24 protein-coding genes, 1 pseudogene and 1 riboswitch are annotated in these 23,430 nt (G+C 70.6%); of the genes and pseudogenes, 10 read left to right on the forward strand and 15 right to left on the reverse strand.

Features of this window, described 5'->3' with window-relative positions; genetic code table 11:
* Window positions 1-316 precede the first annotated feature (316 nt).
* The 3 genes and pseudogenes from ACQP1N_RS29610 to ACQP1N_RS29620 form a co-directional block, all read right to left on the reverse strand.
* Window positions 317-1,186 carry a recombinase family protein gene (locus ACQP1N_RS29610; RefSeq protein WP_433227720.1) on the reverse strand — a complete coding sequence of 290 codons (870 nt, stop codon included), beginning with the start codon at window positions 1,184-1,186 and terminating at the stop codon, window positions 317-319.
* A pseudogene (locus ACQP1N_RS29615) lies at window positions 1,131-1,301 on the reverse strand (zinc finger domain-containing protein); the annotation flags it as partial. The pseudogene ACQP1N_RS29615 and the gene ACQP1N_RS29610, both read right to left, overlap by 56 nt.
* A gap of 82 nt (window positions 1,302-1,383) precedes the next feature.
* Window positions 1,384-4,842 carry a tetratricopeptide repeat protein gene (locus ACQP1N_RS29620; RefSeq protein ID WP_433227721.1) on the reverse strand — a complete coding sequence of 1,153 codons (3,459 nt, stop codon included), beginning with the start codon at window positions 4,840-4,842 and terminating at the stop codon, window positions 1,384-1,386.
* Between the two features lie 193 nt (window positions 4,843-5,035).
* Between ACQP1N_RS29620 and ACQP1N_RS29625 the strand changes: the two genes are divergently transcribed.
* Complete coding sequence (locus ACQP1N_RS29625) at window positions 5,036-5,182, forward strand: hypothetical protein (RefSeq protein ID WP_433227722.1); 147 nt, start codon at window positions 5,036-5,038, stop codon at window positions 5,180-5,182.
* A gap of 64 nt (window positions 5,183-5,246) precedes the next feature.
* Here ACQP1N_RS29625 and ACQP1N_RS29630 read toward each other — a convergent pair whose 3' ends face one another.
* Both ACQP1N_RS29630 and ACQP1N_RS29635 read right to left on the reverse strand, forming a co-directional pair.
* A complete protein-coding gene (locus ACQP1N_RS29630) occupies window positions 5,247-5,708 on the reverse strand; it encodes a GNAT family N-acetyltransferase (RefSeq protein ID WP_433227723.1) in 462 nt (153 codons plus the stop codon).
* Window positions 5,709-6,013: 305 nt separating this feature from the next.
* Complete coding sequence (locus ACQP1N_RS29635) at window positions 6,014-6,475, reverse strand: NUDIX hydrolase (RefSeq protein WP_433227724.1); 462 nt, start codon at window positions 6,473-6,475, stop codon at window positions 6,014-6,016.
* Between the two features lie 99 nt (window positions 6,476-6,574).
* Between ACQP1N_RS29635 and cutA the strand changes: the two genes are divergently transcribed.
* Window positions 6,575-6,910, forward strand: coding sequence for a divalent-cation tolerance protein CutA (cutA, locus tag ACQP1N_RS29640; RefSeq protein ID WP_433227725.1), 336 nt, complete (start codon window positions 6,575-6,577; stop codon window positions 6,908-6,910).
* A gap of 270 nt (window positions 6,911-7,180) precedes the next feature.
* Here cutA and ACQP1N_RS29645 read toward each other — a convergent pair whose 3' ends face one another.
* The gene (locus tag ACQP1N_RS29645; RefSeq protein ID WP_433227726.1) at window positions 7,181-8,401 is read right to left on the reverse strand and encodes a helix-turn-helix domain-containing protein; all 1,221 of its coding nucleotides are present in this window, start codon (window positions 8,399-8,401) and stop codon (window positions 7,181-7,183) included.
* A gap of 165 nt (window positions 8,402-8,566) precedes the next feature.
* Here ACQP1N_RS29645 and ACQP1N_RS29650 point away from each other — a divergent pair, with 165 nt between their 5' ends.
* From ACQP1N_RS29650 to ACQP1N_RS29675, 6 genes are all read left to right on the forward strand, one after another.
* A complete protein-coding gene (locus tag ACQP1N_RS29650) occupies window positions 8,567-8,851 on the forward strand; it encodes a hypothetical protein (protein WP_433227727.1) in 285 nt (94 codons plus the stop codon).
* A 71-nt stretch (window positions 8,852-8,922) separates the two neighbouring features.
* Entirely contained in the window at window positions 8,923-9,174 is a 252-nt protein-coding gene (locus ACQP1N_RS29655) for a hypothetical protein (RefSeq protein ID WP_433227728.1), read from the forward strand.
* The gene (locus tag ACQP1N_RS29660) at window positions 9,174-9,704 is read left to right on the forward strand and encodes an ATP-binding protein (RefSeq protein ID WP_433227729.1); all 531 of its coding nucleotides are present in this window, start codon (window positions 9,174-9,176) and stop codon (window positions 9,702-9,704) included. The genes ACQP1N_RS29655 and ACQP1N_RS29660 overlap by 1 nt, the downstream gene beginning before the upstream one ends.
* Before the next feature lie 190 nt (window positions 9,705-9,894).
* A complete protein-coding gene (locus ACQP1N_RS29665) occupies window positions 9,895-10,176 on the forward strand; it encodes a hypothetical protein (protein WP_433227730.1) in 282 nt (93 codons plus the stop codon).
* A 2-nt stretch (window positions 10,177-10,178) separates the two neighbouring features.
* The gene (locus ACQP1N_RS29670; RefSeq protein ID WP_433227731.1) at window positions 10,179-11,144 is read left to right on the forward strand and encodes an MvdC/MvdD family ATP grasp protein; all 966 of its coding nucleotides are present in this window, start codon (window positions 10,179-10,181) and stop codon (window positions 11,142-11,144) included.
* Complete coding sequence (locus ACQP1N_RS29675; RefSeq protein WP_433227732.1) at window positions 11,141-12,259, forward strand: methyltransferase domain-containing protein; 1,119 nt, start codon at window positions 11,141-11,143, stop codon at window positions 12,257-12,259. The genes ACQP1N_RS29670 and ACQP1N_RS29675 overlap by 4 nt, the downstream gene beginning before the upstream one ends.
* 58 nt (window positions 12,260-12,317) lie before the next feature.
* On the opposite strand, the gene ACQP1N_RS29680 is transcribed toward ACQP1N_RS29675, so the two are convergent.
* The 3 genes from ACQP1N_RS29680 to ACQP1N_RS29690 all read right to left on the reverse strand — a co-directional run bounded on the left by ACQP1N_RS29680 (window position 12,318) and on the right by ACQP1N_RS29690 (window position 15,327).
* Window positions 12,318-13,307: a malate dehydrogenase gene (locus ACQP1N_RS29680; RefSeq protein ID WP_067805303.1), complete on the reverse strand. Its 990-nt coding sequence runs from the start codon at window positions 13,305-13,307 to the stop codon at window positions 12,318-12,320.
* Window positions 13,308-13,542: 235 nt separating this feature from the next.
* Window positions 13,543-14,760, reverse strand: a complete 1,218-nt coding sequence (locus tag ACQP1N_RS29685) for an NADP-dependent isocitrate dehydrogenase (RefSeq protein WP_433227733.1) — start codon at window positions 14,758-14,760, stop codon at window positions 13,543-13,545.
* A gap of 126 nt (window positions 14,761-14,886) precedes the next feature.
* Window positions 14,887-15,327, reverse strand: a complete 441-nt coding sequence (locus ACQP1N_RS29690; protein ID WP_084263384.1) for a DUF3017 domain-containing protein — start codon at window positions 15,325-15,327, stop codon at window positions 14,887-14,889.
* A gap of 223 nt (window positions 15,328-15,550) precedes the next feature.
* Between ACQP1N_RS29690 and ACQP1N_RS29695 the strand changes: the two genes are divergently transcribed.
* Entirely contained in the window at window positions 15,551-16,279 is a 729-nt protein-coding gene (locus tag ACQP1N_RS29695) for an FHA domain-containing protein (RefSeq protein ID WP_067805312.1), read from the forward strand.
* Between the two features lie 164 nt (window positions 16,280-16,443).
* Here the strand turns inward: ACQP1N_RS29695 and ACQP1N_RS29700 are convergent, their stop codons facing one another.
* The 4 genes from ACQP1N_RS29700 to purN form a co-directional block, all read right to left on the reverse strand.
* Window positions 16,444-17,292 (reverse strand): bifunctional methylenetetrahydrofolate dehydrogenase/methenyltetrahydrofolate cyclohydrolase, encoded by an 849-nt coding sequence (locus ACQP1N_RS29700; RefSeq protein WP_067805315.1) that lies wholly within the window; start codon window positions 17,290-17,292, stop codon window positions 16,444-16,446.
* Window positions 17,293-17,344: 52 nt separating this feature from the next.
* A riboswitch (ZMP/ZTP riboswitch) is annotated at window positions 17,345-17,429 on the reverse strand.
* Between the two features lie 33 nt (window positions 17,430-17,462).
* On the reverse strand, window positions 17,463-17,639 hold the full coding sequence (locus ACQP1N_RS29705) for a hypothetical protein (RefSeq protein WP_157419307.1): 177 nt from the start codon (window positions 17,637-17,639) through the stop codon (window positions 17,463-17,465).
* 147 nt (window positions 17,640-17,786) lie between these two features.
* Complete coding sequence (purH, locus tag ACQP1N_RS29710; RefSeq protein WP_067805318.1) at window positions 17,787-19,352, reverse strand: bifunctional phosphoribosylaminoimidazolecarboxamide formyltransferase/IMP cyclohydrolase; 1,566 nt, start codon at window positions 19,350-19,352, stop codon at window positions 17,787-17,789.
* Complete coding sequence (gene purN / locus ACQP1N_RS29715) at window positions 19,333-20,004, reverse strand: phosphoribosylglycinamide formyltransferase (RefSeq protein ID WP_067805321.1); 672 nt, start codon at window positions 20,002-20,004, stop codon at window positions 19,333-19,335. The genes purH and purN overlap by 20 nt, the downstream gene beginning before the upstream one ends.
* 109 nt (window positions 20,005-20,113) lie before the next feature.
* Here purN and ACQP1N_RS29720 point away from each other — a divergent pair, with 109 nt between their 5' ends.
* The gene (locus ACQP1N_RS29720; RefSeq protein WP_067805324.1) at window positions 20,114-20,581 is read left to right on the forward strand and encodes a DUF4190 domain-containing protein; all 468 of its coding nucleotides are present in this window, start codon (window positions 20,114-20,116) and stop codon (window positions 20,579-20,581) included.
* Here ACQP1N_RS29720 and ACQP1N_RS29725 read toward each other — a convergent pair.
* Window positions 20,578-22,401: a cell division protein PerM gene (locus ACQP1N_RS29725; protein ID WP_433227734.1), complete on the reverse strand. Its 1,824-nt coding sequence runs from the start codon at window positions 22,399-22,401 to the stop codon at window positions 20,578-20,580. The two genes, ACQP1N_RS29720 and ACQP1N_RS29725, sit on opposite strands and share 4 nt — an antisense overlap.
* A 141-nt stretch (window positions 22,402-22,542) precedes the next feature.
* A complete protein-coding gene (gene sucD / locus ACQP1N_RS29730; RefSeq protein ID WP_067807964.1) occupies window positions 22,543-23,430 on the reverse strand; it encodes a succinate--CoA ligase subunit alpha in 888 nt (295 codons plus the stop codon).

The following is a 23,430-nucleotide window of genomic DNA, read 5'->3' on the forward strand; positions in this document are numbered from 1 at the left end:
AATGGCTCTACGAAGCCGATCAGAGCCGGACGCCCTCATGCCGGGGTGGCTGGAGTGAGAGGACGAGGGCGTCATCGATGTCCCCGCCTGGGTGGGATTGGACCTTGGCGACCTGTTTCCAGCCCCAGTGGGCATAGATCTTGCGGGCGGGGGCGTCGGGTTGGGCTAGATGTCGATTCCCGAAGTTGTGTTCGCGGGTGATCTCGCGTTCTGTGGCTGGTTGCAGAGGATTTCGGAAACGCCTGTTTCCCGTGCTCCTGTGCGCTGCGGGCGGTCTTCGTCTGTACTCTGCTGGTCGGCCAGTGAGGCATGCCGACTACGTCAGTGCCGTGAAGGACTGCGTGAGTGCCGCGAAGTCTGCGTGCGCCTGCTGGACCGCTTGGGGGTGGGCGGTGGCCTTGTCGTGCGCGGCCAGGGCCCGGTAGATGCTGGCCAGTGAGGGGTTCTGGCCCTTGTTCTTCCCGGTGGGGATGATCAGGTCCTTGCGGATGTCGTCCACTTTCTCGCCGGCGGCTTTGCGGCGCAGGAGGGTGTGGAGCATGTCGTTGGTGATGACGGGACGGCGGCCGCCGTGGTTGCCTTTGCGGGCGGCGGCGTCCAGGCCTTCGAGGGTGGCCTCGCGGATCGCTTCGCGTTCGGTCTTGGCCATCGCGGCGAAGAACGCGAACAGCATCCGGCCCGGCCCGGCGAGCATCTCCAGCACCAGGCCGTGCGCGGTGAGGTGGTCGGCCAGGGCGGTCAGCTCGGAGGCGTCGCGGCCCAGGCGCTTCATCTCGTACACCGTCACGATGACACGGCAGTGCGGAGCGTGGGCCTTGATCTGCCGGGCGGCCGCCGGCGCCTTCTCGAACTGGGGCCGGACCTTGACCCGGGGGAGAGATCTTCTCGGAGAAGATCTTCTCGCGGGGGATGGCGTGGGCCTCCAGGGCGTCCAGCTGTGATTGGAGTTCCTGGGTGAGCCGGGAGCAGCGGGCGTACCCGATCCGGATGTCGGCCGGTGGCCGGTTGCCGGTGAGCGGTGCCGGCGGCGCAGTGCCGGGCCGCCACGGGGTTCCGGGTGCGCGGTCGGCCGGGGTCGCGACGCGCAGCAGCTTCGCAAGCCGGGGAACCTTGGTGAACCGGCCGGTGTGGTAGGTGCCGGCCACCGCGCCCGATCGTGACCGGCACGGCGAGCCCGGCTCGACACCGCACCACGGGCACAGGTGACGTTCGACCTCATCGGCATCGCGGGCGGCCTGCGCGGACGAATCGGATGCCGGGGCGGAGTCGGTGCGCTCGCGCGGTTCTGGGACGGCGGCCATGCCCCAGATGCCCTCACAAACATTTCTCAGAATCCCGAAACCGGCAGACTTGCATGAGAACCAGTTCTGAGAAGGAGTCGGGTCACTGGGGGCCGGATTCGGGGGTCTTGGGGCCGGCCGCTGGATTGTTCTCAGAATCGAGCGTTTCCGAGACACCAGCACCTGGGTCCGGCGCCAGCCCAAGGCTTGCCCGCTCCCGCCAGTACGCCAGGTTGCCGCAGGTGGCCAGGGTGTGGGGGTGGTCGGGGCCCAGCACCCGCAAGAACTCGGTCAGCAGCTCCTGGAAGGCGGCGGCCGCGCCCGCCGCGTCCCCCGCCTCGCCCCGCCAGGACGCCAGGTTGCTGCGAGTGAGCAGGGTGTCGGGATGGTCGGGGCCCAACACCCGCATCTGGTCGGCCAGCAGGTCCTGGAAGGCGGCGGCCGTGCCCGCCGCGTCCCCCGCCTCGCCCCGCCAGGACGCCAGGTTGCTGCGGGTGGTCAGGGTGTCGGGGTGGTCGGGACCCAGCACCCGCATCTGGTCGGCCAGCAGGTCCTGGGTCGCGGTGGCCGCGCCGGCCGCGTCCCCCGCCTCGCCCCGCCAGAGCGCCAGGTTGCTGCGGGTGACCAGGGTGTCGGGATGGTCGGGGCCCAACACCCGCATCCGGTCGGCCAGCAGCTCCTCGAAGGCGGCGGCCGCGCCCGCCGCGTCCCCCGCCCTGCCCCGCCAGGACGCCAGGTTGCTGCGAGTGGCCAGGGTGTGGGGGTGGTCGGGACCCAGCACCCGCAAGAACTCGGTCAGCAGCTCCTGGAAGGCGGCGGCCGCGCCCGCCGCGTCCCCCGCCTCGCCCCGCCAGGACGCCAGGTTGCTGCGAGTGGCCAGGGTGTGGGGGTGGTCGGGACCCAGCACCCGCAAGAACTCGGTCAGCAGCTCCTGGAAGGCGGCGGCCGCGCCCGCCGCGTCCCCCGCCTCGCCCCGCCAGGACGCCAGGTTGCTGCGAGTGACCAGGGTGTCGGGGTGGTCGGGGCCCAATACCCGTACGACCTCAGTCAGCAGGTCCTGGAAGGCGGCGGCCGCGCCCGCCGCGTCCCCCGCCCTGCCCCGCCAGAGCGCCAGGTTGTTGCGGGTGGTCAGGGTGTCGGGGTGGTCGGGACCCAGCACCCGCATCTGGTCGGCCAGCAGGTCCTGGAAGGCGGCGGCCGCGCCCGCCGCGTCCCCCGCCTCGCCCCGCCAGAACGCCAGGTTGCCGCGGGTGACCAGGGTGTCGGGGTGGTCGGGGCCCAACACCCGCATCCGGTCGGCCAGCAGCTCCTCGAAGGCGGCGGCCGCGCCGGCCGCGTCCCCCGCCCTGCCCCGCAAGGCCGCCAGGTTGTTGCGGGTGGCCAGGGTGTGGGGGTGGTCGGGACCCAGCACCCGCAAGAACTCGGTCAGCAGGTCCTGGAAGGCGGCGGCCGCGCCCGCCGCGTCCCCCGCCCTGCCCCGCCAGAGCGCCAGGTTGTTGCGGGTGGTCAGGGTGTCGGGATGGTCGGGACCCAGCACCCGCATCTGGTCGGCCAGCAGGTCCTCGAAGGCGGCGGCCGCGCCCGCCGCGTCCCCCGCCCTGCCCCGCAAGGCCGCCAGGTTGTTGCGGGTGGTCAGGGTGTCGGGGTGGTCGGGACCCAGCACCCGCATCCGGTCGGCCAGCAGCTCCTGGGTCGCGGTGGCCGCGCCGGCCGCGTCCCCCGCCTCGCCCCGCCAGAACGCCAGGTTGCCGCGGCTGGCCAGGGTGTCGGGGTGGTCGGGGCCCAGGTGGTGCAGGGCGGTGGCGTGCAGGGCGGCGTAGGCGTCGCGGGCGGCGGTGGCCTGCCCGGTTTCGCCGAGGCTGGTGGCGGCTTTGAACAGGACGCCATGGCCGCCGGTGTCGGGGTGCCACAGCGCCGTCTGGGCGGCGCGGGTCAGCGCGGTGGTGTTGGCCCGCAGGATTTGACCGAACTCGTCCCGCTCTACCTGCGGCCACACCGCCAGCAGGGCGTCGGCGGCAACGCCAGCGAGCGCGATGAACAACTCCGGGCCCCGGTCGGGGTGGGTGGCGAGCGCTTCGCGGGTGGCACGCTGAACGAGCTGGTGGACGCGGACCTCGCGATGGGCGGCGGTGCGGTCGTGGTCGATCAGGCTGTGCCGGTGCAGCACCCGCAGCACCTCATCGACCATCTCACCGCTCACCTGGGAGTCCCGCTGTGCGGCGTGCGCCGGCCGGGCGGGCAGGCGGTCGGGCGGGGGGCCGGTCAGGTAGCCGGTGAGGTAGTCAAGCGCCGGCGGGCTGCACAGGGCCGTCTGGGGGATGCCGGCCGGATCCAGCACGCCGGCCAATTGCAGCACCGGCCGGGCCAGCCCGACCGGTTCAGCACGGTCGGCCTGGTCGATGGACAACTCCCAGGTCGCCGCGACGATGCGTTCATGGTCGTCGGGCAGCTCGTCACCCGAGGGCACAGCGCGCCGAAGCAGACGGGTGGCGAGCCGTTCCCGGTAGGCGGCGATGGTGATGTCGGCGCCCAGGATGTAGGCCGCGGCCTGGGCCAACGCCAAGGGCAGGTGCCCCAGCTCGCCGGCCAGCGCCTCAACCTCCCCCGCATCGGCGGCGCGGGAACCGAGTTTGGCCCGCAGATAGCCGCGGGCCTCCCCGGCGGTGAAGGTGTCGACGGTGACCATGCGGCGGCCGGCTCCCTCAAGCGCGGCATCGCGGAGCCGGGTGGTGACCACCACCTGCCCGCCGGCCGCCGACGCGGCCGCCGCCGGCCACAACCCGCGCAGATCACCGAGGCTGCGGACATCATCGAGCACCACCAGCCACCAGCACTGGGTCGTCGTCTCCGCCCAGGCCAAGAACTCCCGCGCCGACCGGTCCGGATCCTTCCGGTCGGCCAGCGGCAGACCGAGCCGCACCGCGGTGTCGGCGTAGGCGGAGACCACCCCGTCACGGGTGGCGGCGTTCACCCACACCAGCACCCCCACCCCCTGCTGCCAGGCATGCCGCGCATAAGCGGCCGCCAACTGGGTCTTGCCGACCCCGCCCATCCCCGCCAGCACCTGCGTCAACTCCCGGCCGTCCCGCTGGGTGAGCACCACCGTGCCGTCCTGCTCGGCCGCCCGCTCCAACCGGCCCGCCACGGCCCGATCCTGGAAACAGTCCGCCGCCCGGGGAACCACCCCCACCCGGACCTGCTCCCACACCACCGGCGGACGGGCGGAACGCGCTCCGGACGGGCGGCCGCCCCGGCCCTGTCGCTCCTCGCGCGCCTGCCTCCACACCTGCTGCCACCACGCATCAGGCTCGGTCACGAACGCCGGTGTCCGCTGCCGGGCCCTGCCGCGCAGGAAGGTGACCAGCCAGGCCGCGATCACCGGGTCGGCCGGGACGTTCTCGCCGCCCAGCCAATCGCTCCATGACGATGACGTCACCTTCAACGGCGGCTTCTGCCCGGCGGCCTGCCGCGTGATCGCCGCCCCCGTCGGCTTGCCCGCCGCCTCCCACAACGCCCGTAACTCAGCCGCCCACACCCCGGTCGCATCCAGCGGCTCACCCATCCGCCGGCCCCCTTCCGGATCCGGACCGTAAACCGTCCGGGAAACCCAACCCGTCCGTCATCCCCGGGCCACCAGCCTGCCCCGCCCCACCACCCGAACGCGATCGAAACCGGAAAACCCACCGGACAAGCCTCATCGGCGGCACCAGGCCACCGGCACACCAAGCCGAGGCCGCCGCCGAAAGGCCCACGCCATGCCGCACCACAACCACAACCACCCGCACCGCGACCGCCTGCACCGGCTCGCCCGCACCGCCGCCCAAGCCGCCTTCCGCGGCGCCGCCACCGCCGCCGGCACCGCGCCGATCCAGCTGGCCATCTGGTGGATCACCCACAAGTAACCCAACCCCGCAACACCCCGAAGTCCTCTGCACGCCCTCGCACACCACAGGCGTGCAGAGGACTTCAGGCATCCGTGCACACGACTTCGGAAATCGACACTAGAAGCATCGCGTATTGCTCGGGACGGCCGTCGAGAAGGGCGTCGAGAAGGCGCCCGGCGAGACCGCGTCCGCGGTGTGGGGCGGCGACGACCAGCTCGATCACGGAGAACTTCGCGGCGTTCACGACCTCTGGCGGCGGAGTGGAGCCGGAAACGTCCCGCCACCACCTGCCGGCTGCGAAGGGCAGACCGAAGCTGAAGCCTGCAAGTTCCCCTTCGCCCGTTCGGGCTGCGATAAGAGTGAAGCCTTCCCTGGCGGCCTGCCTGGTGGTGCGTGCGGTGAACTCAACCCGGCTGAACATGGGGTGTGGTTCGTATGGGGGTTCGGCGTAGGCAGGTACATAGACCCGGGCAACCTCGTCCAGCATGGCAACGGCCTGTTCTCCGTTGTGACGCGCCAACGTGTAGCCGTCCCCGTCAGGCATGGGAGGAGGCTCCAATCAGGTTGAGAGCTACGTGCCGAGTCTCCTGGGCATCTTTGCCTTGGGAGGTGCGTAGAGCAGCGGCAAAACGCCGGATCTTCTTGGCAATTCGTACGCTGGTCATCTCCGTCAGCAATGGGAGGTTGGTATGGAATACCTCGACGGACGAGGTGATGTCACAGGAACGAGCGAGGGCGGTAGCTTGGAAGACGCGATAGAGGGCACGGTTACGCGGTGCCATCGTCGCGGTGCTGGCGGGCATCTAACCACCGATCGTGGCGTGACCTCGATTTGAAATTGGCCGAACCTCATGGGTTGAATGATTCATCAACCAAGTTCGTGCCGTCATGATGGCGTACCGCAGGCGAGGTTGACGGATGCGCCATTGCATCTAGTACACGAACGGCAAAAGCTTCGGTCGCCAAGGCACTGACTTCTTCAGAGTTCAGCCATCGGAGATCTTGAGCCTCGCTCGTTTCTTGGATGCTTCCACCGGCGATTCGACAGCGAAACACCAGTGCAATAATGCCGCGTTTCATATTTTTGTAGATGCCTGTCAGGTGGTCCACATCGACCTGAAGTCCCGTCTCCTCGAAGATCTCCCGCTTGAGTCCGGTCCGGATGTCCTCATCCAGTTCCAGGACACCCCCGGGCGCTTCCCAGTGGCCATTATCACGGCGTTGGATAAGCAGCGCACGGCCGAGATCATCCAAGATGACGCCCGCGACACTCACCGAGTGTCGGTTGCCCATAGCCGCCCTGGTTCCCACTGGCTGATGGTAGCCCGTGCTTAGACACTCCAGTAACCGGGCGTTTTCGGTTAGGCGGTGGCCTGTCACGAACTGCTCCGGTTAGCTAGGGTCGCCCCTATGACCCAGAATCTCGAAGTGCACGTGACAGCGGGCAGCCGAGAGGAAGCCGAGAAGGTCGTCAAGGCCGCAGTCGAAGGACGGGCGGCTGCTTGCGCCCAGATCAGCGGGCCGATCACCTCGACCTACTGGTGGCAAGGCAAGCTGGAGAACAACGAGGAGCACCTCGTCGTCATGAAGACGACCGAGGAACGGCTTGACGAGCTGGTGAGCACAGTGAAGGCGGCCCACTCGTACGACACCCCTGAGATCGTCGCGGTGCCGATCGTCGGCGGGCTCGGTGACTACCTGACGTGGATCAAACAAGAGACGGCGGAGCCGTCCTCGGACGAGTAGAGGCGTACTCAGCCCGGAACTCCCGAGCTGACGGAGCCTTCCAGCCGGCGAACTCACCTGCGACCTGGTCTAGGCGGTCCCACCCGAGCGGGGCCGCCATGGCAGTGGTCGCTTCAAGGGACCGCTGAACATGGGGTGTGGTTCGTATGGGGGTTCGGCGTAGGCAGGTACATAGACCCGGGCAACCTCGTCCAGCATGGCGACGGTCTGTTCACCGTTGTGACGGGCCAAGGTGCAGTTATCGCCGTCAGACATGGGACGATGCTCCGATCAGTCGTTCATGCCAAGCCATGAGGCGAAAGATCTGAGTGTGCCGCTGCTCTGCCTCTCCATGCGCGCGACCTGCTGAGCCGTTTCCCGCACTTGCGGATGGAAGCGGGTGTGCTGTGCGGAGATATCGCGTGCCTCGTAGAGACAGCGAAGCGCGCCGGACGGGTCGTTACGCCATACATGCGCTCGGGCGAGGTCGATCCAGTGATGTGAGCGGCGCTCGGTGGGTGCATTGTCCGGGAGACGAATGTCCTTGGACTTGCCGATGGCGGCTGCATCGTCGCACAGCTCGACGGCGAGGCTGACTTCCCAGATCTTCACGTTGGTCGGACCGAAGTACAGCCGGTAGTCATCCCGGTCATGGCCAATGTGCTCGGCAGCGGTCTTTGCCTGGTCGTAATACTGCCATGTGGACAGCCGCGCGTCTCTGCGGCCTGATCGGGCAGCCACGAGTGCGGCCTTGAGGTGGAGATTGCCCCAGACTGCCCAGGTCGGTTGCCAATGAGGGTTGTTCTTACCCAGTTGGGGTTCCAGGCGGCCGAGGGACCGATCCATGAGCGCGGCGGCTGAGGCGGTATCGCCCGCCACCATGAGTTCACCGGCACGCAGGTAGTCACCGATGTGAACGCAGAGAGGGTCGCCGGATCGCTCGGCAGCCCACTCGTATCGATCAGTGGTAAGCGCCGAAAGATCGATATAGCCCATTTTGTAGGCGAGTTGTCCGGCTGCCGCATAGCTCTCAGCCAGGAGGCCGTACACCTGCTCGCGCGCGTGTCCCGCATAGGCGTACGTGGCGAACCGGAGATCTTTGAGCACACCGGGGAGGTGTTCGCCCAATTTCAGGAGGTGAACGCCGTGCCGGAGCCTGGCCAACTCCTCAACGTCGCTTTTCAGGGCTTCGAGCGTCTTCGGGGGGCCATCGAAGGTGGGGGGAAGGTTGTAGGCAGCGAGTTCTCGCCGAAGGACTGCCACCTGCTGATGCACTTGCGCGTCGGTGGGTGTGTCGGGTGCATAGGGCTGTCCGGTGAGCTGAGCGACATCGACTTTGAGTTCACGGGCGGTGGCACTGATGACGGCCGGTGTCGCGGGACGCTTGCCGGTCTCGATCTTGGTGAGCAGGCTATGTGAGATCAACGCCCGCCGTGCCAGCTCACGCTGGGTCATGCCACGAAGGCGACGAAATGTCGCAATTCGCGTTCCTGCAGTGTCCTGCGTGTCCATGGTGATCTCCTCCAGATGATGCACCGGGCACCTACCCAAGGTAACCCTTTCGGCTCCACTCAATGGTGGTTGACCTGGACTCCACCAAGGTTTCACAAGCTGTGAAAGAGCTGTCACAGCCGAATCCCTAGCTTCATTGCTGTCACCGGACGGGGAGAGCAGGAGATGGCCGGAGAGGAAGCCCGCCAGGCGCTGGTCAAGCTGGTCGATCGCCTTGCACAGCGCGGGCTCCCTGTCCTGGGGATACGGGAGTGGCCCTCGGGTCTGGTGCTGAGCGTGGCCACGAACCTTTGCGTGCGCTGGGCGGAGGAGCAATACCGCTGGCACCAGGGTCGGGAGGAGAGGTCTCACGACGCCGGCGACCCCGATGGAGCGGCCGAGAAGATCGCGGCCCTCTACCACCGGCTGGTGGGGCCTGCATTTCGCGAGCAAGAAGCAGAGCAGCCATAGGACAAGGCGGCCCCGGCCGGTGCGTGAACACCGGGGTCCGGGGCCTTGATCCGACGATGGAGGTCGGACCCATGGGAAATGTTACGGGCAAGCCGCTGGAGGAGTTGGCGGCACAGCTCCGGCGGCGGGGGTGCCAGGCGGTGGTGTACGGGGAGACGCTGGCCGTTTCGCTCGGTGCGCGGGGTGAGCGGGTGATCGCGTGCGACGGCCGGCGGTTCCGGTGGGGCGGGGAGCGCGGGCACGTGCTCGGCGAGGTCGGGCGCGAGGGCGCGGCGGCGGAGCGGGCGGTGCTCCTGCTGCGGCAGATCGGGCGGCGGTCGTGATGGACGGCTGCACGGGAAGCGCGGGCGTCATGTCCGCCGGGACGCTGGACATGACGTGCCTGGCGGCGCTGACGGTCCCGGGGCAGGTGCGCGCCCTGGTGGAGTTGCGGCTTGCGGAGTGGGGGCTGGCCGGGGTCGGCGACGACGTGACGCTGATCGCCAGTGAGCTGGTCACCAACGCCGTCCGTTGCGCGCCGGAGCGAGAGATCCGGGTGAGGTTCACGCGAGAGCTGGGTGCGGTGCTGCTGGCGGTGTGGGACTCCTCGGACGCCCGCCCGGTGCGCAAGCGTGTGCTGGGAGCGGCGGACGAGCACGCGGCCCCGGACGCCGAGGCGCTGAACCCCGGGCACGACGACGGGACGGGCGGCCATGGGCTGCCGATCGTTGAGGCTCTGTCGGAGAAATGCGGGGTGACACCGACCCGGCCGCACGGCAAATGGGTGTGGTCGCGATACGCCACGATCGGGCCGGCCTCCGGCCCCACCGGAGGCGCCGTCACGGACGCCCGTGTGCCGGCGCCCCGGTCCTGAGCCCCACGGCCCCGGGACGGATGGGTGCGTGGCCCTTGGGCCTCCGGAGAGGGACGCACCCGGGGTGGATGACGTCCCGGGGCCGTGGTTTCCATCGGCCCGGCCTGTTGTAGGTCGCGGCCGTCCACACCGAAGGCCCCCGTCTGGGGCCACCGACAGGCGGCCGGCTGGTCGCCAGGAAGGAAAAGCGATGAGCACACCGACGATCGAGCGGCTTGCCGCGCTCGACCTCGTGACGCACTCGCCGGACGGCGAGTCGCGCGGGCTGGCGTTCCGGGTCGGGGACATCTTCCCCATGGACCCGGGCCTGGACCAGGCGTCCCAGGTGGACGCCCCCGCGACCGAGGCCCGTCCCTGGGGGCTGCGGTTCCTGGTGGTGCCCCGCGCGGGCAAGCACGACAAGGGCACGTCCGACTACACCACCGGCGGCCAGGGCGACAACCAGCACCCCGAGGACAAGGGGAAGGACTGACAATGACCGTGCTGATGCTGGCACGCCACGGCGACAAGGTAGCCGAACGGGTTGGCGCTGAGCTGCTCAGGCGTGGCACCAGCGTGGTGCAGGTGAACCCATCGAGCTTCCCCACTCGGCTGTCGATGGGTGCCCGCCTGAACGGTTCGCTCTCCTGGTCCGGACGTATCAGCGGCCGGGACGGCCTCGACGTCGAGCTGGCCGGCATCAGCGCTGTATGGCAGCGGGGGGCCACTCCATTCGTGATGGACGAGCGCATGTCGTCCCCCGAGCGCGCGTTCGCCTACGGCGAGGCCCGGCGAGGATTCGGAGGCGTGCTGGCCGCGCTCGGAGACTGCCTGTGGGTCAACGATCCGGTGGCGGCGGCGCGCGCCGAGTACAAGCCGTTCCAGCTCGCCGAGGCGGCGCGAGTCGGGTTGGCGGTACCCGAGACCCTCATCACCTCAGACCCGCGAACCGCCTACGACTGGGCGAAGGAGCTTGGGCGTCCGATCGTCTACAAACCCATGGACGGAGTGGTCCACGCCGACGAGGGACGGGTCCGCATCCTCTACACCGCCCCCGTCATCGATCGTGAGAGCCTTCTCGATCCTGCGTTCGGCCGCACTGCCCAGATGCTCCAGGAGCGCGTCCAGAAAGCGTTCGAGGCACGCGTGACCGTGCTCGGAAACGAGGTGTTCGCTGTCCGCATCGACGCCACCGGCACCGCGGCACAGGAGGACTGGCGGTCGGACTACGACGCCCTGTCCTACAGCGTCGTCCATTTGCCGTTCGAGCTTCGGGCCAAGCTGCTACAGCTGATGGCGCGGCTCGGCCTCGTGTACGGCGCGTTCGACCTGATTCATGACGTCTCGGGCCGCTGGGTCTTCCTGGAGGTGAACCAGCGCGGCGAGTTCGGATGGATCGCCGACGCGACCGGTCTCGGGATCTACTCGGCCATGGCCGATCTACTGGAGAAGGGTGCATGAACAACACCGAGGAACTGGCCGCTTCGCTCGGCGTCGGCGGGGAGTGGCTGCGGGCGATGCGGGCGGCACCCCGCGAGATCTTCGTGCCGGACGTCGGTCTGGCCTGCCCCGAGGGCGGTGCCTGCTACCCGATCGACCGGCGGGCGCGTCCTGAAGAGTGGCTGGGGGCCGTCTACTCGGACGCCTCGATCATCACCCAGCGCGAAGACGGCAAGGGTGACCCCCTGAAGATCTCGGACGGAATGCCGTCCAGCTCGATCTCCGCACCCGGCATCGCCTTCCAATGCCTGGAACTGCTGGCCCCGCGCGACCACGACCGGGTCCTGGAAATCGGCACCGGAACCGGATACACCGCCGCCGTCCTGTCGGCGCGCGTCGGGGAGAAGAACGTCGTCACCGTGGAGGTGGACGCCGGGATCGCCGAGCAGGCCGAGGCCAACCTCGCGAGGGCCGGATTCACGCCGACCGTGGTCCTGGGAGACGGCCGGGCGGGGTTCCCGGACAACGCGCCTTACGATCGCGTGCACGTGACCGCGGCCGTCGCCGAGGTGCCCTTCACCTGGGTAGAGCAGACCCGGCCCGGCGGCGTCATCGTGGCGCCGTGGCAGCCCCTTCGCGGCCACGGCCTGCTCACACGGCTGACGACGACCCGCGACGGCGCGTACGGGCGGTTCCACGGACCGGCCGGGTACATGATGCTGCGTTCCCATCGCGCCGAGCTGGTCTGGCAGGTCCGCCACGAGGACGAGGCCGAGGTGACGGCGACCACGTTGGATCCCCGTACCGTCTTCGCGGCCGGGCCGGGGCTCCAACTCGCCACCGTGGCTCTGTCGCCTGGTCTGGCGTATTGGGAAAAGCACTTCGACGACGGGTCGTTCTCACTGCTGCTGTTCGAGATCGGCGATCCCGACGGACCGTGGGCCGCCTGCGACTGGGAGCCCGGACACGACCACTACGAGGTCACCCAGTACGGCGGGCGCCGCCTGTGGGACGAGTTGGAGGACGCCTTCGAGTGGTGGGTGCGGCATGACGGTCCCGGCGTCGACCGGTTCGGGCTGACCGTCACCCCCGAGGGCGACAGGCTGTGGCTGGACGAGCCGGCCCGCCTGGTGTGACCGGACGCGAACGAGCCCCGGACCGGCCTGGTCCGGGGCTCGTGCTGCGCGTGCGGTGTCAGATGAGGCCGAGCTTGCGGACTGCGTCGCGCTCCTCCGACAGCTCGTTCACCGAGGCGTCGATGCGGGCGCGGGAGAAGTCGTCGATCTCCAGGCCCTGGACGATCTCCCACTTGCCGTCCTTCGTGGTGACCGGGAAGGACGAGATCAGGCCCTCGGGGACGCCGTAGGAGCCGTCCGACACGACCGCCATGGACGTCCAGTCGCCGTCGGCGGTGCCGTTCACCCAGGTGTGGATGTGGTTGAGCGCTGCGGACGCGGCCGACGCCGCCGACGACGCGCCGCGCGCCTCGATGATCGCGGCGCCGCGCTTGGCGACGGTCGGGATGAAGTCGTTCTCCAGCCAGTTCTGGTCGTTCACCGTCTCGGCGGCGTTCTTGCCGGCGATCTCGGCGTGGAAGATGTCCGGGTACTGGGTCGCGGAGTGGTTGCCCCAGATCGTCATCTTCTTGATGTCGGCGACGGACACGCCCGCCTTCTTCGACAGCTGGGCGAGGGCCCGGTTGTGGTCGAGGCGCGTCATCGCGGTGAAGCGCTCGGCGGGGACGTCCGGCGCGTGCGCCTGCGCGATCAGCGCGTTGGTGTTGGCCGGGTTGCCGACCACCAGGACCTTGATGTCGTCCGCCGCGCCGGCGTTGATCGCCTCGCCCTGCGGCTTGAAGATGCCGCCGTTGGCCTCCAGCAGGTCACCGCGCTCCATGCCCTTCGTGCGCGGCCGGGCGCCGACGAGCAGCGCGACATTGGCCCCCTCGAACGCCTTGGTCGCGTCGTCGAAGATGTCGATGCCGGACAGCAGCGGGAACGCGCAGTCGTCCAGCTCCATCGCGGTGCCCTCGGCGGCCTTCACCGCCTGCGGAATCTCCAGCAGCCGCAGGCGTACGGGCACGTCCGCGCCGAGGAGGTGGCCGGCCGCGATGCGGAACAGCAGCGCGTAGCCGATCTGGCCCGCGGCGCCGGTAACGGTGACGTTGACTGGGGTGCGCGTCATTGTCCTTCTTCTCCTGCAGTGACCTGACGGGGCTCAGGCGGCCATCCTTGCGACCCCGACCGCCCAGAGTCCCCCTGCGGCCGATACGGCGCGGGTTCTCTCGCCGTCGAGATACTTCCGGGCTCAGGCTATCGCGCACCCCCTACCCGCCGGCGCGCAGGTGCACCCACCCGTCTCCGAACATGTGGAAGGCCGCCCCGGACGGATCCGGGACGGCCCTCGAAGACTCGGCGAATCAGCCGTTGATCTTCTTCTGGAGGTTGGTGTCCAGGGCCTCCAGGAATTCCTGCGTCGTCAGCCAGGGCGTCTCGCGGCCGACGAGCAGCGCCAGGTCCTTGGTCATCTGGCCGCTCTCGACCGTCTCGACGCAGACCTGCTCCAGCTTGCGGGCGAAGTCGATGACCTCGGGCTGGCCGTCGAGCTTGCCGCGGTGCTCCAGGCCCCGGGTCCAGGCGAAGATCGACGCGATGGGGTTGGTCGACGTCGGCTTGCCCTGCTGGTGCTGCCGGTAGTGCCGGGTCACGGTGCCGTGCGCGGCCTCGGCCTCGACGGTCTTGCCGTCCGGGGTCATGAGGACGGACGTCATCAGGCCGAGCGAGCCGAAGCCCTGGGCCAGGGTGTCGGACTGGACGTCGCCGTCGTAGTTCTTGGCCGCCCAGACGAAGCCGCCGTCCCACTTGAGCGCGGCGGCGACCATGTCGTCGATGAGCCGGTGCTCGTAGGTGAGGCCCTTGGACTCGAAGTCGGCCTTGAACTCCGACTCGTAGATCTCCTGGAAGATGTCCTTGAAGCGGCCGTCGTAGGCCTTGAGGATCGTGTTCTTCGTGGAGAGGTACAGCGGCATCCGGCGCTCAAGGGCGTAGCGCATCGTCGCCCGCGCGAAGTCGCGGATCGAGTCGTCGAAGTTGTACATGCCCATGGCGACGCCGCCGCCGGGGAACTGCGCGACCTCGAACTCCATCGGCTCGGCGCCGTCGTCGGGCGTGTAGGTGATCGTCACCTTGCCGGGGCCGGGGACCACGAAGTCGGTGGCGCGGTACTGGTCGCCGTGCGCGTGCCGGCCGATGATGATCGGCTTGGTCCAGCCGGGGACGAGCCGGGGGATGTTGGAGCAGATGATCGGCTCACGGAACACCACGCCGCCCAGGATGTTGCGGATCGTCCCGTTCGGGGACCGCCACATCTTCTTCAGGCCGAACTCCTCGACGCGCGCCTCGTCGGGGGTGATGGTCGCGCACTTGACGCCGACGCCGTGCTGCTTGATGGCGTTGGCGGCGTCGATCGTGACCTGGTCGTCCGTGGCGTCACGGTGCTCCATCCCCAGGTCGTAGTACTTCAGGTCCACATCGAGGTAGGGCAGGATCAACTGGTCCTTGATGAATTTCCAGATGATCCGCGTCATTTCGTCGCCGTCGAGTTCGACGACCGGGCCCGCTACTTTGATCTTGGGCATACTTGTGCTGTCCCTTTCCTACACCTGGCCAGCAGTCCTTGTAAGGCTCAACTGGCAAGGCTAGCCGAGGCCGTTACGCGGTCTAGACCTGACCTGGCCTCGCGCTCCGCCACCTGGGACGACGTGTCAGCCCGGGGACCGCTTCCGGGACGGCGAGGAGCGCCCGGTGAGCAGGAGGCGGCCGCCGCGGACCGCCATCGTGAGGGCGATCAGGACGCCGAACGCGCCCGCGAGGATCAGACCGGTCTTGTTCATCGGCGGGACGCTCAGCGACACGAACGCCACCATCTCGCCGAGGATCACGAGCGTCCAGCAGTCGACGGAGCGGCTGCGGACGGCGAGCGGGCCGAGCTGCGACTCCGGCAGCAGCAGCCGGGCGAGCGCGCCGATCAGCAGCGCGGCGGCCATCAGGCCGGAGCCCTTGCGGAAGTAGTTGAAGGCGCACAGGGTCAGCCCGGCACCGACCCCGCTGAGCACGAGGAGATACGGCAGTTGCACGAGCCAGTGCGGCGCGGCGTCCCCGCGGCGCGGCGCCTTCCGCCTGCGCCGGTGCACCTGAGTGCTCATGGCCCTCACGGTATCGCCCCTCGGACGGGGGGACGACATCGCCGCGACGGTCCGCCTTGTCGTCCCGCGCCTGGAATGACCGCGCTACGGACGGTGTCCGGGTGATGCCGAAGTGGCCGGAATCCCTTACGCCATCGGTGCTACTCGCCAGTAGGAGGGTGTGACGGCACCACGCCCGGGTAACCCGGCAGACAGGGGTCGCTAACTAGCTGGGAGGACTGCCGTGGAGGGGCCGTTCATGCGGATCGAGGACAGCGGGCTGGTGATGCCGCTGCGCCCCGACGTTACAACGGTCGGGAGAGGGAGAGGAGTCGATATCCGCCTCGACGACCCGAGTGTGTCCCGATTGCACGCAGAGATCGTCCGACGCGGTCCGTACGTCTACGTGGTGGACATGGGACTGTCCCGCAACGGGACGCGCGTCAACGGCCGGCCGATCGCCCGCCGTGTCCTGGAGGACGGTGACGTCGTGAGCTTCGGCACGGCGCGCTGCCGGTTGGGGGGCATCCCCCGTGAGGAGGTCGACCCGGACGTCGAACTGCGGCGCGCCGTCGCGCCCGAGCTCACCCGCCGCGAGGTCGACGTGCTGACCTCGCTGTGCCGTCCCGCCCTGTCCGACGAGGCGTTCGTGGCCCCCGCCACGGCGCGCGACATCGCCGGCGAACTGGTGGTGACGGAGGCCGCGGTCAAGCAGCATCTACTGCGTCTCTACCAGAAGTTCCGGATTCCCGAGGGCGCCAACCGGCGCACCCGGCTCGCCAACGAGGTCATCGCGATGGGCCTCGTCCGCCCGCTGCCGCCGGTGCACGTCCCCCACCAGGGCCGTCCGCCGATGGACGGCCGGGTCTCCGGCGTGCGGGGCACGACGGAGACGCGCCGGCCGGGCTCGCCGGGTCACGGACACGGGCCGGGACGTCCGGCACCGAGCACCGCGGGACGGAGGGCCAGCTGAGGTGAACCTGCGGTCGCCCTCACGGCAGCGCGAGCACGAGGGCGATCGCTGAACCCTCCAGGACGGGCCGCGTAAGTGACGGCGCGGCACCGGCCGGAGCAACGGGTACGGGGCCGCCACCCGGGTGCTGGGTGGCGGCCCCGACCACGTCTCGGGCGCCCCCGTCAGGCGCTCTGCTCGGCGGCCTCGACGACGTTGGCGAGCAGCATGGCGCGGGTCATCGGGCCGACACCGCCGGGGTTGGGCGCGACCCATCCGGCGACCTCGCGGACGTCGGCGGCGACGTCGCCCGTGAGCTTGCCGTCCACCCGGGACACGCCCACGTCGAGGACGGCGGCGCCCGGCTTGACCATGTCGGCGGTGATGAGCCCGGGAACGCCGGCGGCGGCCACGACGATGTCGGCCCGGCGGGTGTGCGCGGCCAGGTCACGGGTGGCGGTGTGGCAGAGGGTGACGGTCGCGTTCTCGGTGCGGCGGGTCAGCAGCAGGCCGAGCGAACGCCCGACCGTGATGCCGCGGCCGACGACGGTGACCTCGGCGCCCTTGAGCGGGACGCCGAAGTGCCGCAGCAGTTCGACGATCCCCTTCGGGGTGCACGGCAGCGGCCCAGGCTGCATCAGGACGAGCCGGCCGAGGTTCGTCGGGTGCAGCCCGTCGGCGTCCTTGTCGGGGTCGATGCGTTCCAGCACGCGCTGCTCGTCCAGGCCCTTCGGCAGCGGAAGCTGGACGATGTAGCCGGTGCAGGCGGGGTCGGCGTTCAGTTCGGCGACGGCCCGCTCCACGTCGTCCTGGGTGGCGGTGGCGGGCAGGTCGCGGCGGATGCTCTGGATGCCGACCTCGGCGCAGTCCCGGTGCTTCATGCCGACGTAGGCGTGGCTGCCCGGGTCGTCGCCCACCAGCACCGTGCCGAGCCCCACGGTGACGCCGCGGTCACGAAGCGCCTCGACGCGGCCCTTGAGGTTCGAGCGGATCTCGGCGGCCGTGGCCTTGCCGTCAAGGATCTGTGCCGTCATGCGTACCTCCGCGTGTCGCCAAGGGCCCGCAGGACCGAGCCCGGCTCAAGGTCCCGTCCACCCAGGCGCGCGGTGTCCGGACTGTCGTTCGCTCCCCGGTGGTGCCCCACCTTGCCGCGCCAGTCACGTGAACCCCATGGTAGCGGCGGGGTGCGCCGGCCCTTCGAGCGCTAGTCCTCCGAGCGCTGCCGCCAGGCGATCACGCGGTCGGTGCCGTGCCAGCCGAGCCGCGCGGCGAGGACCGCGGCCAGGAAGGCGGCGATCAGCCCGATCAGCTGCCGGGACTCCATCAGCAGCGCGTCGGCCTGGTACACCGACCTCAGCATGAGGGCAATCAGCACGTCCATCGCGCCTCCATCAGCGGAATGCCCGCGCCGGGGTCAGGGGGTCACGATGGGCGCGGTCGGGCAGAGGGTACCCGACCGGACAGCGCGGGAAATCCGGCCGCAAACCCGGTGCGGCGGTGTTCTGCGCCACACCGGGCCCCGCGCCGGTCAGTGGAAGAAGTGCCGGACGCCGGTGAAGTACAGGCTGACCCCGGCCTTCTCCGCCGCCTCGATCACCTTGTCGTCGTTGACGGAACCGCCCGGCTGGACGATCGCCCGGACGCCCGCCTCGGCGAGCACCTCCAGGCCGTCCGGGAACGGGAAGAACGCGTCGGACGCGCCCACGGCGGACGCGGCCCGCTCCGCGCCGGCCCGCGCGACCGCGAGCTTGGCGGAGTCGACCCGGTTGACCTGGCCCATGCCGACGCCGACGGTCGCGCCGCCCGCGGCCAGCAGGATCGCGTTCGACTTGACCGAGCGGATCGCCCGCCACGCGAACGCCAGGTCGCGGAGCGTCGCCTCGTCCGCGGCCGGGCCGGTCTTCAGCTCCCAGGTGGACGGGTCGTCGCCGGACGCGTCCACCCGGTCGACGTCCTGCAGCAGGACGCCGCCGTCGATGCGCCGGTACTCGGTCGCGCCCGCCGGGGCGTCCGGGCAGACCAGCAGCCGGACGTTCTTGAACCGGTTCTTCAGCACGGTGACGGCCTCGTCCTCGAAGGACGGGGCGACGACCACCTCGGCGAAGCTCTCGGTGACCTGCCGGGCCATGTCCGCGGTGACCGGGCGGTTCGCCGCGATCACGCCGCCGTAGGCGGACACGGGGTCGCAGGCGTGCGCCTTGCGGTGCGCCTCGGCGATGTCCGCGCCGACCGCGATGCCGCACGGGTTGGCGTGCTTGATGATCGCGACGCAGGGCTCGGTGAAGTCGTGGGCGGCGCGGCGGGCGGCGTCGGTGTCCACGTAGTTGTTGTAGGACATCTCCTTGCCGTACAGCTGCTCCGCGCCGGCCAGGCCGGTCTCGCCGGCCGCGCGGTACAGGGCCGCGCGCTGGTGCGGGTTCTCGCCGTAGCGGAGCGTGGCCGAACGCTCCCAGGTGACGCCGAGGAAGTCGGGCCACCGCGTCTCGGCGGCGGTCTCGTCGGGGGCGTAGGTGCTCGCGAACCAGGAGGCCACGGCCACGTCGTAGGACGCGGTGTGCGCGAACGCCAGCGCGGCGAGGCGGCGGCGCTCGTCCAGGGTGAAACCGCCGGCCCGCACCGCGTCGAGGACCGTCCCGTAGGCGGACGGGTCGACGACGACGGAGACGCTCGCGTGGTTCTTCGCGGCGGCGCGCACCATGGTCGGCCCGCCGATGTCGATCTGCTCGACGCACTCGTCGGGCTTGGCGCCCGAGTTCACGGTGTCGGCGAACGGGTACAGGTTCGCGACCACCAGGTCGAACGGTTCGACGTGCAGGTCTTCGAGCTGCTGGAGGTGGTCCTGTTTGCGGCGGTCGGCGAGCAGGCCCGCGTGCACCTTCGGGTGCAGGGTCTTGACCCGTCCGTCCAGGCACTCGGGGAACCCGGTGAGCTTCTCCACCTTCATCACCGGGACGCCGGCGGCGGAGATCCGGCCCGCCGTGGACCCGGTCGAGACGATCTCCACTCCCGCCTCGTGCAGGCCCCGGGCCAGCTCCTCCAGCCCGGTCTTGTCGTACACGCTGATCAGCGCGCGCTTAATCGCCACCCGACTCACCGGCCGAGCTCCCCTCTTGATCGGACGAATCACCACAGGTCCTGCTCTTCAACGAGACCCGCCTGCCGCGCGTGGTCCAGCCGTCGCGGGCGAGCCGTCCGACGACGCCGACGAGGAGCCGGCGTTCCACCCGCTTGATGCGCTCGTGCAGGGAGTCTTCGTCGTCGTCCCCGCCCACGGGGACGGTCTCCTGGGCGATGACGGGTCCGGTGTCCACGCCTTCGTCGACGAAGTGAACCGTACAGCCCGTGACCTTCACGCCGTACGCCAGGGCGTCCCGAACGGCGTGCGCGCCCGGGAACGAGGGGAGCAGCGCCGGATGGGTGTTGACCGTCCGGCCGCCGAACCGCGCGAGGAAACGCGGGCCGAGGATCTTCATGAAGCCGGCGGAGACGACGAGGTCGGGCTCGTGCTTCGCGACGGCCTCGGTCAGGGCCGCGTCCCAGTCGTCCCGAGACGGATAATCTGGGATACAAACCGTGAAAGTGGGCAAACCCACACGTTCTGCGCGCTCGGTTCCCCCGATATCCGGGCGATCGGCCCCCACGGCCACGACTTTCGCCCCGTAGGCTGGATCCGCGCACGCGTCGAGCAGCGCTTGTAGGTTGGTCCCCGCACCGGAGACGAGGACGACGAGCCGGGCGGACACCATGACTCCCTGCTGGACGTTGACGGGGTTGTGCGGCCGTTACGAAGCCTATCGGCCGCCTCGACGCCGCTTCACCGCAGAGCACACCACCCCCGGTCAGGAGGAGACGAACGTGAGCGAGCAGCAGGGCCGCGAGGTCCGGCCCGAAGACCGCCCGGACGGGCGGCCGGCGGGGCAGCCGCCCGCGGGACCGCGGACGCGGCAGACCGGCCTGCGGGCCCTGTGGCTCGGCGGCACCGCCCTGCTGACCGTGTTCTTCTTCTACCCGCTCAGCCTGGTGCTGGGCGTCGCCGCGCTCGTCGCCGGGGTCAAGGCCCGCCGGGAGGCGCGCCAGGCCAGGGACGTCGCCCCCGGTGCCGTCCAGGGCATGGTGCTGGGCGCCGTCGGCCTCGGGCTCTCGCTGGCGGCGGTGACGACGACGGCGGTCCTGTGGACCGAGTGGAGCGGCTACCAGAAGTGCGTCAGCACGGCCAACACGCACCTCGACAAGCAGTCGTGCCGCGACGAGTACTACCCGAAGATCGAGAAGAAGCTCGACCTGCCCGCGGGCACCATGGACAAGTACGGGATCCTGCTCTAGCTCCCGCTCCGCCCGTCCCGCTCGGGCTCTTCCCGCAGGACGTAGATCGCGCCGCCCCGGTTCTCGGTGCGTCCCGGGTCCGTGCGCGGCGGCGGGACGGCCCCCGGCGGCTCCCCGGGCCCGGGGCGCGGCTCGGCCACGATCTCGTCCGCGATGTGGCCTTCGAGGACGACCGTGCCGGCACCCGGGGGCGGCGGGGCCGGTTCCGGATCGGTCCGCTCCCCGTCCGGATCGGGCGGCGCCTCCCCCCGGCGGCGGGGCCGCCGGGGGGCGAGGACGGGGTCGGCCTCCTCGAACTCCACCGGATCGGGCGCATGCGGCGCCTTCGGCGCCGGCTCCCTCCGCTCGCGCAGCTCCCGCAGGTCGTAGTCGCCGGGGACGGGCGCCCCCAGCGGCACGGTCGCGGGCTCCGGACGGGCGGGCCTCCCGGCGCGCCGCTCCGGCATCCCCGGTTCCTGCGCCTTCCCCGGCTTCTTCGGCCCCCTCGGCTCCTTCGGCTTCCTCGGGGCCTTCGCGCGGGCCGGACGCCGCAGCACCATCCAGTTCGCCACCCACGCCGCGATCGCCGCCGCGATCCCCACCTCCAGGGCCGCGAGCAGCCCCACCTGCCAGGCGGACGGCCCCACGGTCGCCATCCGCCCGCCGCCGAGCGGCCCGCCGGACAGCGCGCTCAGCAGCGCCGCCACCACGCCGGTCAGCGCGCCCGACACGAACCCCCACAGCGGCGCGCCCTCCGACACCGGGCTCGGCAGCGACCTGATCGTGAGGACGCCGCCGACCGCGCCCGCGACGAACGGCGCGGCCAGCGCGAGCAGCGACAGCGCGGGCGCCGGCCCCGGCTGCGGCAGCGCGGCGAGCGGCGGGAACGCCGGGACGACGTCCAGGACCACCCCGGTCGGGGAGACGCTCGTCCCGGCACCGACCGAGAACCCCGCCCCGACCGCGTACGCCATCCCCCAGATGACCGCGTTCGGCAGGAACGCCAGCTCGACCAGCAGCAGCAGGACGCCGCCGACGACGCCGGGCGCGAGCACCCGGTACAGGTTGTCGGCGTCCGGCATGTGCATCGCGAGGGCCGCGGCCACGAGCACCGCACCCGACGCGAGCAGCACGCCGAGCGCCCCCGCGACCCCGATCACCAGCGAACGCGGCCGTTCGGGCAGCAGCCGCAGCAGCGCGCCGAGCCCGGACCGGACCCGCCGTCCGCGCGCCTCGGCCGCCACCTGCGCGGCGACCACGGCCCGCGCGGCACCGAGGCCGCCCGCGATGACGGCGACGAGGAAGCAGGCGACGAGCGCCTGCCACACCGACGGCCGCACCTCCCGCGCCGACGCCGCGATCGCGAGCAGCGCGGCCAGCCCGGCGTACGGGGCGGCCTGCGCGACCGCGACGTGCACGACCGCGACGCGGGGACGGTGCCGCAGCCCCGCCACCCGGATCATCCACCCGCCGCCCCGGTACAGCAGCGCACCGGGCAGGACGAGGACGCCGAGCGGCAGCAGCCCGACGCGTCCCTGCCCGTAGGAGAAGCCCGCGTGGTGGGACACGAGCCAGAAGTTCACGGCCGTCCGGAACACGCCGGCCAGGCCGTGGCCGAGCGCGGTCTTCGGCGCCGCGATCCACCCGATCAGCGTGATCGTGGTGAGCACCGCGAGCCCGATCCCGACGCACCACAGCGCGGCGACCAGCCCGGTCACATACAGCGGCCGGGCCGCGGCGGGGGCCGGCGGGCGCCGCGCCGCGTGCTGCGCACGCGCCCGCCCCGCCGCGGTCTTCGACGGTTCCCGCTTCGCGCGCCGTCCGGGGATCTTGTCGCTCACCGCTCCATGCTGGCACCGGCTCCGCCCCCCGCCGCCCCGCCCGCCCGGCGTGTCGCCTTTGTCGTCCCGGCTTCCGGGCGCACACGAAAGACGCCCGGGCCGCGGGGGCGGCTCGGGCGTCTTTCGTGTGCTCGCGCGGGATCAGCGGTTCTGCATGATCTCCCGCATGATGACGGCGGTCTCGCTGGGGGTCTTGCCGACGCGGACGCCGACCTTCTCCAGGGCCTCCTTCTTCGCCTGCGCGGTGCCGGCGGAGCCGGACACGATCGCGCCCGCGTGGCCCATGGTCTTGCCCTCGGGGGCGGTGAACCCGGCGACGTAGCCGACGACCGGCTTGGTCACGTGCTGCTCGATGTAGGCGGCGGCGCGCTCCTCGGCGTCGCCCCCGATCTCACCGATCATCACGATCGCGTCGGTGTCCGGGTCGTCCTGGAACGCCTGGAGGGCATCGATGTGGGTGGTCCCGATGATCGGGTCGCCGCCGATGCCGACGCAGGTGGAGAAGCCGATGTCGCGAAGCTCGTACATCATCTGGTAGGTCAGCGTGCCCGACTTCGACACCAGGCCGATGCGGCCGGGCGTGGTGATGTCGGCCGGGATGATGCCCGCGTTCGACTTGCCGGGGGACGCGATGCCGGGGCAGTTCGGCCCGATGATCCGGGTCTTGCTGCCCTTCTCCTCGGCGTACGCCCAGAAGTAGGCGGTGTCGTGCACCGGGATGCCCTCGGTGATGACCACGCAGAGCGGGATCTCGGCGTCGATCGCCTCGACGACGGCGTCCTTGGTGAACTTCGGCGGGACGAAGACGACGGAGACGTCCGCGGTCGTGTGGGCCATGGCCTCCTTGACGGTGCCGAACACCGGGAGGGTCGTGCCGTCGAAGTCGACCGTCTGGCCGGCCTTGCGGGCGTTCACGCCGCCGACGACCTGGGCGCCGGACGCGAGCATCCGGCGTCCGTGCTTGGTGCCCTCGGAGCCCGTGATGCCCTGGACAATGATCTTGCTGTTCTCGGTGAGCCAGATGGCCAT

It is taken from the genome of Actinomadura formosensis (assembly GCF_050948385.1).
GTDB classification, from domain to species: Bacteria; Actinomycetota; Actinomycetes; order Streptosporangiales; family Streptosporangiaceae; genus Spirillospora; species Spirillospora formosensis.